The 6,279-nt window shown below is 39.7% G+C and carries 6 protein-coding genes; 1 reads left to right on the forward strand and 5 read right to left on the reverse strand.

The window, feature by feature from the left end; genetic code table 11:
* The 5 genes from RDQ32_RS10475 to RDQ32_RS10495 form a co-directional block, all read right to left on the reverse strand.
* The coding region (locus RDQ32_RS10475) for a dihydrofolate reductase (RefSeq protein ID WP_308580425.1) at positions 1 to 149 on the reverse strand (149 nt) is incomplete at its 3' end.
* Between the two features lie 90 nt (positions 150 to 239).
* On the reverse strand, positions 240 to 1,181 hold the full coding sequence (locus RDQ32_RS10480) for a PfkB family carbohydrate kinase (RefSeq protein WP_308580427.1): 942 nt from the start codon (positions 1,179 to 1,181) through the stop codon (positions 240 to 242).
* A gap of 283 nt (positions 1,182 to 1,464) precedes the next feature.
* Complete coding sequence (locus tag RDQ32_RS10485) at positions 1,465 to 2,679, reverse strand: aminotransferase class I/II-fold pyridoxal phosphate-dependent enzyme (RefSeq protein WP_308580419.1); 1,215 nt, start codon at positions 2,677 to 2,679, stop codon at positions 1,465 to 1,467.
* A 15-nt stretch (positions 2,680 to 2,694) separates the two neighbouring features.
* Positions 2,695 to 4,074 (reverse strand): APC family permease, encoded by a 1,380-nt coding sequence (locus RDQ32_RS10490; RefSeq protein WP_308580420.1) that lies wholly within the window; start codon positions 4,072 to 4,074, stop codon positions 2,695 to 2,697.
* A gap of 389 nt (positions 4,075 to 4,463) precedes the next feature.
* Entirely contained in the window at positions 4,464 to 4,982 is a 519-nt protein-coding gene (locus RDQ32_RS10495; RefSeq protein ID WP_308580422.1) for a winged helix-turn-helix transcriptional regulator, read from the reverse strand.
* Between the two features lie 505 nt (positions 4,983 to 5,487).
* Between RDQ32_RS10495 and RDQ32_RS10500 the strand changes: the two genes are divergently transcribed.
* Positions 5,488 to 6,183, forward strand: a complete 696-nt coding sequence (locus tag RDQ32_RS10500) for a CAP domain-containing protein (RefSeq protein WP_308580424.1) — start codon at positions 5,488 to 5,490, stop codon at positions 6,181 to 6,183.
* Positions 6,184 to 6,279: the final 96 nt, after the last annotated feature.

Consider the following 6,279-nt stretch of genomic DNA (forward strand, 5'->3'; position numbering starts at 1 on the left):
ATTTCCTCATAAGACGTTCTGCCCATAACCACCACATGGCCGGTGGTTAGATCCTTAAACTGCCTTTGCTCTCCGGGAATCTTCCAGGGCATCTTTCCCTCTTTTCCGATGGCACCGCCTTTAGCCACAGCAACAATGATAGAAATCATTTTGAAAATCTCCTCTTAACCTTTTAAACCCTTCTACAAAGCTTTCAAATCCACTTTCTGAAATCTTTCATCAAAGCTTGACTTCTTCTTTCAGTCTTCCAAGCTTTTAAGCCCCAATTCTTCCGGAAGGAAGCGAGGGTTTACATTTTCCGAGGTGCCAAGGACGGAAGCCGCCAGTTTTGTGCCGATTTCACAGGATTCCATCAGATTCTTACCATAAGTCAGTCCCATGGCCACTCCTGCAAAAAAGGCATCTCCTGCTCCTGCGGTATCGATCACATGAACCTTTTTCGCCTTACAATGCCCAAAATGCCCATTTTGCTCCGCATAGATAGCTCCCTGACTCCCTAAAGTCATAATCATCTGGGGAAACTGTGCCTTTACCACATAGGAGGAAAGAGAGCTTGCCATTTCCTCTAAATTCATTTCCTCAAAGTCCTCGGAAAAGAGCATCCCTGCCTCCTGCTGGTTACAAACAATACAGGCAGTGGTCTTTAAAAGGTCTCTTCTTTCTAGGGCGATGGACATATTGGAAACAGCTGCATATACTTTTTTATTGTATTTCTCAGCCAATTGAAAAATCTGCTTTAAAAGCTTGGAATCCATATCAATTTCCACTATCACGCTATCACAACGGGAGAAAAGAGAATCCCCGTGCTTTGCAAGTACCTCTTCCAGTTTAGAGAGGTCCGGTCTTTGGGAAATAGAGCCCATAAGCTCCCCTTCCGTATCAAAGATTGCCAGCCAGGTTCCTAAGCCCCCTTCAATACGCTGAATATAATTGGTATTTACCTTATGCCTCTTTAATTTCTGTACTACCTCTTCTCCAATGGCATCCTTATCCACAACAGAAATAAAGGTGGGACGAAGCTCCACATTGGCAATATCCTCCACAATATTTCGGCTCACACCTCCATGAACCTTGACCACCTTTCCGGCGTTTCTTCCATCCGGCCGATACAAAGAAAAAGGATAACCCTTAATGTCCACAAAAACCGCGCCAAAAACCAAAATACCGATTCGCTCTTCCATCATTTTCCCTTTCATCCCTTTAGCACTGTATGTCTTATTCCTTATGCTTTATGCTTTTCGCTTTTCGCTTTTCGCTTTTCGCTTTTCGCTTTTCGCTTTTCGCTTTTCGCTTTATTCTACTGAAGGATGAATTTTATGACAAGGAAAATAGAAAATTAGTGCAAACTTGACCCCGAACTTTCAGTATTGTGCTATTTGTGAAGCACTACTGAAAGTTTCGGGGTCTATTTTAAAAACTATTCTTTTGACAATACTCTTTAGTACATCCTATTATTCTTGATTTTTACCATTTTTCATTAAAAACCTGATCCATGCGGCGGAAAGCTTCTTCCACTCTGGAACGGGGTAAAGCAAGATTTAAGCGGATGCAGTCCTTACCATGAAACATTTCTCCGTCCTGCCACATAACGCCTAAGTCCCATCCTGCCTTCTGCACTTCCTGAATCGTCTTTCCATTCTTTTCACACCATTTTCCGCAGTCCATAAAGAGCATATAGGTGCCTTCAGGCTTAGAAACCTCCACGCCCTCAAAATGCTCTCGGATATAATTTACGGCAAAATCAATATTCCCCGTAATCACCTGGCGTAATTCCTCCAGCCACTCATGCCCCTCCGGCCTATAGGCACCTATTAAAGCATGCATGGACAAGACATTCATATCATTATAATGAGGTTTAGAAGACTTTGCCCGTATTCTGTCTCTTAGGGTTTTATTGTAAATAATATGGTAGGAGCCAACCAATCCTGCCAGATTAAAGGTCTTACTGGGGGCATATAAAGCCACCACATGCTCCCTTGCCCAATCATTTACTAACTGAGTAGGAATATGCTTATATCCCTCTAAGATGATGTCCGACCAAATTTCATCCGCCACAACGGTAACATCATACTTCTCATAGAGCTCCATGGCTTTTAGGATCTCTTCCCTCTCCCAAACGCGACCACAGGGATTGTGGGGAGAACAGAAAATAGCCACATGAATATTATTTTCCTGAAGCTTCTTCTCCATATCCGCATAGTCCATACGCCATACATTTTTCTCATCCTTATACAGAGGGCTATGAACAATTTTGAAGCCGTTATTACTTAGGCTCATGGTAAAGCCGATATAGGTCGGACTGTGCACCAAAACTCCATCACCGGGAGAAGCAAATGAACAGAGTGTGGAAACCACTCCTCCTAAAACGCCATTTTCATAACCGATATGCTCCTTCTTTAAGCCCTTAACTCCATTTCTTTTCTCATGCCAACCAATGATACTGTTAAAATAAGCATCTGTGGGAGCAAAGTAGCCAAAGGCAGGATGCTTTACCCTTTCGATAATAGCTTCCTGAATGGTTGGAACTGTTGGGAAATTCATATCCGCAACCCACATAGGAATGATGTCTACTCCATCTGCGGGTTTATCCGGAGCAAAGCCGGGCCAAGTTCCTAAACCATCTATGGCAATAGCATCCTTTCCATGCCTGTCAATAATAGATGTAAAATCGTATTTCATAAACTACTCCTTTCCTTATTCTTCCGCTGCTAAAGCCGCCTTAACAATTTGTTCTTTACGAAGTTCCAAATCCTCTTTCTTCACTGCCCCAATCTTTAAGCGCCAGTAAGAAAGCCCAACCAATGCAATTATAATCCCCGTGCAAATGATAGCATTTTGCATATTCAAATCCTTAAATAAATTAAATGCAACAATAGCTGCACAAATCGCTCCTAAAACACAACAAATATAATACAAACCTTTTCCCATGCGGATAGAACGTTTTTCCCATTGTTCCGGATATCTTTCAGGAAGCTTTATGCAGGCTAAATTTACATACAGATTAATCAGCATAGAAGGAATCATCACCAAAGATACTACCGAATCAATATTCATTCCCGTTAGAATTGGTATTAAACTAACAAGGTAAAAAACCAGATAAGACAGGTAGGGATATCCGTCCTTTGTAGTCTTCTTAAAAACCTTAGGAAGCCATCCGTCCTCAGCAATATGGAGTAATGGATAACGAAACATTGCCAATCCCCCCAGTAAAGAAGAAGCGATTGCACCAATACCTCCACCTACCACAAAGAATAAATACAAGCTTCTTGGAAAAATTGCCTCCGCAGTTAAACTTAGATTTGCTCCGGCAATCTTTTCATAAGGTAAAACTCCTGCTGCTACATAGGCCATTAACCCGTAAATAACGGACAATATTACTGTAATAATAAGAATTCCAACCGGAAGAGTTTTCTTTGGGTTCTTAGTTACCGCTGCCATAGACACGGGAGCCATTGTCGTTCCCTGACAGGCCCACCCCATAACCGCTATAGCACTTAAAAATCCTGGAAATCCTCCTCTAAAAAATCCTCCATCGCCTGTAGTATTAAAAAATGCAGTAGGATCAACTTTTCCAATTCCAAATGCCACAAACAAAGTCAAAGCCACCACCAAAACAATTGTTACAAAATTTTCCAAAATTGTGACAAAACGTGATCCTCGTATGGTGGATAAAAAAAATAATGTAAGCATAATAAATGAGCAGATTGTTCGGTAGCCATTTAATGATGGAAACAAAACACAAAGATAATCCGTAATAGCAATCACATAGCCAGAGGTGGATATAGCATTTACAATTACCATCCAGCCCCCGACCCCCGTCATTAAGGGATTGAAAAGCATAGCCTTCATACTATAATCTCCCCCCTCCAGAATAAACATAAAGGGCATGGCTAGATTATACCAGTATGCCAGTAGCATGAAGAAACATCCGATTACTACTACCGGTACTATCGATCTACCGGTATAGCCAATTCCAAAGCCTAGTAAAACAAATATTCCTGTTCCTATTGCTCCTCCTAATCCAAGTCCAACAATATTCCATAGACCAAGTTTCTTTCCTTTTTCCTCCTTCATTGCGCTGTCCTCCTTTCGATGTGATAATACTTTTTGCTCAATACTCAAACCAAGCGTTTTTCCTCCTTTCTCATAATCTCTTGGCCATAACAGTTTTTAATATTGCTATAAGAAAATAAACCTTGTCCCAATATTAGGAAACGCTTATTCGGTTTATTTGATCAAATTCAGACCATAAAAAATACCCCTCTAGCTTCTCCACACTATTTTGTTTAGATAGTTTATTATGAAGTACCTTAATAATTGTATTATAGCACAAAATTAGACATAATCAACAAAATATTGATTATGTCTTTCTATTATTTGTGCCATTTATATGCTTTGTCTTTAAGAGACTAAACACCAAAAACATGTAAAACTATACTTCACAGATTATATTAGTCTACTTTTTACTTTTCTTTAATATCCTGATAAAAGCCCGGAATAGAGAACAAAATGCTGCCCTTCTGGATATCATGCTGATAAGCTTTATTAATACTCTTTTGTATTTTCACATATAGCATTAGTTCCTCCTCTGAAAAGCCCTCTAAACATTTTTGAAAATACACTCTGCACTCTTCTGTAAAAAGCTGATGACCCTTATATACCTTTTCTCCCAGTTCCGTAAGTCTCAGTTTATATTTCCTGTTATTCTTCTCATCACGAATTTGAACGATCAATTCTTTTTTTATGAGTTTTCGAACAATTTGAGAGCACGCACTTGGAGTCTTGTTTAATAGTTCTGAAATCTCCGTCATCGTGATATCCGGATGCTCTGCAATAATATCAATAAACTCTCCTTCGACCTGGTATAGACAATAGTCCCCATAATTGTGAGGAATGTCATCGTACTCTCGCATTAAGGCATAAGCCTCATCTTGCGTTTTCCATATAGCTTCTATGCTGTCATTACGTAATACCTCATCCATTAATAGCTCCAACTTCCTATTTTATCATTTTCATCAAAATACAATTTTCCAGTTCATTTCAATCAGTTTACTCCAAATTCTATAAAAAACAAGCACTTAAAGTATTCATTATCACCACTATTCTTAAGATTTATTTTAGTTCAAAAAATTAAGAAATGCGACTAAATATTGTAATCAAAAATGCCTTATCCTTACCAAAATATTAGGTTTGTCTTCATAGATTTACACTTTTATTTTACGGTTTCTTGACATCTGCGAAAGCCTATTGATTTGCCTTTATTTATGCATTAATATGCATACACGGAAAGGAGTCCATATACCAATGATAGGATGTCAAATCAAAAAATTTTTTCAGTCAAAAAATACAATTTCGGAGAATTCCTCCATTGAAATAGATCAATTTACAGATGTAATAAATCAGATTTCAGAAACAGAAGCCATTTCAAAAACAGAAGTCGTTTCAGAAAACCCATTTCAAACTCCGGTAAGTTCCAGGCATAAATTCATGGTCAAGTTTCTCATGGCCATTTCTGTTGCCTTCCTGCTTTCCGCTATTCCAACATTTTCCGTAGGCTTTACCAAAGGAACTTCCAGGGATGCCTGGTGGTACGATTTAGGAAATGAAAATTATTTACGCTCTACATGGCAATGGATTGATTCCGACAATGACGGCGTTGCTGAGTGCTATTACTTTGATGCCAATGGTTGGATGTATACCAATACCACCACTCCCGACGGCTATACCGTAGATGAGAATGGCGCTTGGACTGTAGATTCCGTTGTACAAACAAGGGATGTTCAGGACGAATATACGGAAGAGAACGATACTACTTCCGTTCAAGACAGTTCCTCCTACAAGCAAGAAACAATGGATAGAATCAACCAATTCAGAGCAGGGCAAAACTTACACGCCTTAGAAGAAAGTGAACGCTTAAGCTCTATTGCAGATATCAGAGCCAAGGAATGTGCTGCAAGCTTTTCCCATACAAGACCCCAGGGGGGCTCCGTTTTGGATGAAGCGGATGTATACGGAGAAATTCTTGCCCACAACAACGAAACTCCCGACAGAACCGTAAATGCTTGGATTTCCAGTGCAGCCCACAATCGCATTATGAGTAAGGGAGAATTTCAGCACTTCGGAGCAGGCTATTATCTGGACGAAAAAGGAAACGATTACTGGGTAGTCTTGTTTGGATATTAAACATCCTAGGAATAAATGTTTCCAGAAAGGGACTTCAAAAATCAATATAATTTTCTAAGCAATATAGGTCTAAATTTGGGGCACGCTCTCGCTAGC

The organism is uncultured Oribacterium sp. (genome assembly GCF_902481605.1).
In the GTDB taxonomy this organism is placed as follows: Bacteria; Bacillota; Clostridia; order Lachnospirales; family Lachnospiraceae; genus Oribacterium; species Oribacterium sinus.

What these genes read in the sequence shown, in the direction of transcription:
- RDQ32_RS10480 (WP_308580427.1), bottom strand. Translation starts at nt 1,181, where the DNA reads ATGGAAGAGCGAATCGGTATTTTGGTTTTTGGCGCGGTTTTTGTGGAC.
- RDQ32_RS10485 (WP_308580419.1), bottom strand. Translation starts at nt 2,679, where the DNA reads ATGAAATACGATTTTACATCTATTATTGACAGGCATGGAAAGGATGCT.
- RDQ32_RS10490 (WP_308580420.1), bottom strand. Translation starts at nt 4,074, where the DNA reads ATGAAGGAGGAAAAAGGAAAGAAACTTGGTCTATGGAATATTGTTGGA.
- RDQ32_RS10495 (WP_308580422.1), bottom strand. Translation starts at nt 4,982, where the DNA reads ATGGATGAGGTATTACGTAATGACAGCATAGAAGCTATATGGAAAACG.
- RDQ32_RS10500 (WP_308580424.1), top strand. Translation starts at nt 5,488, where the DNA reads ATGGTCAAGTTTCTCATGGCCATTTCTGTTGCCTTCCTGCTTTCCGCT.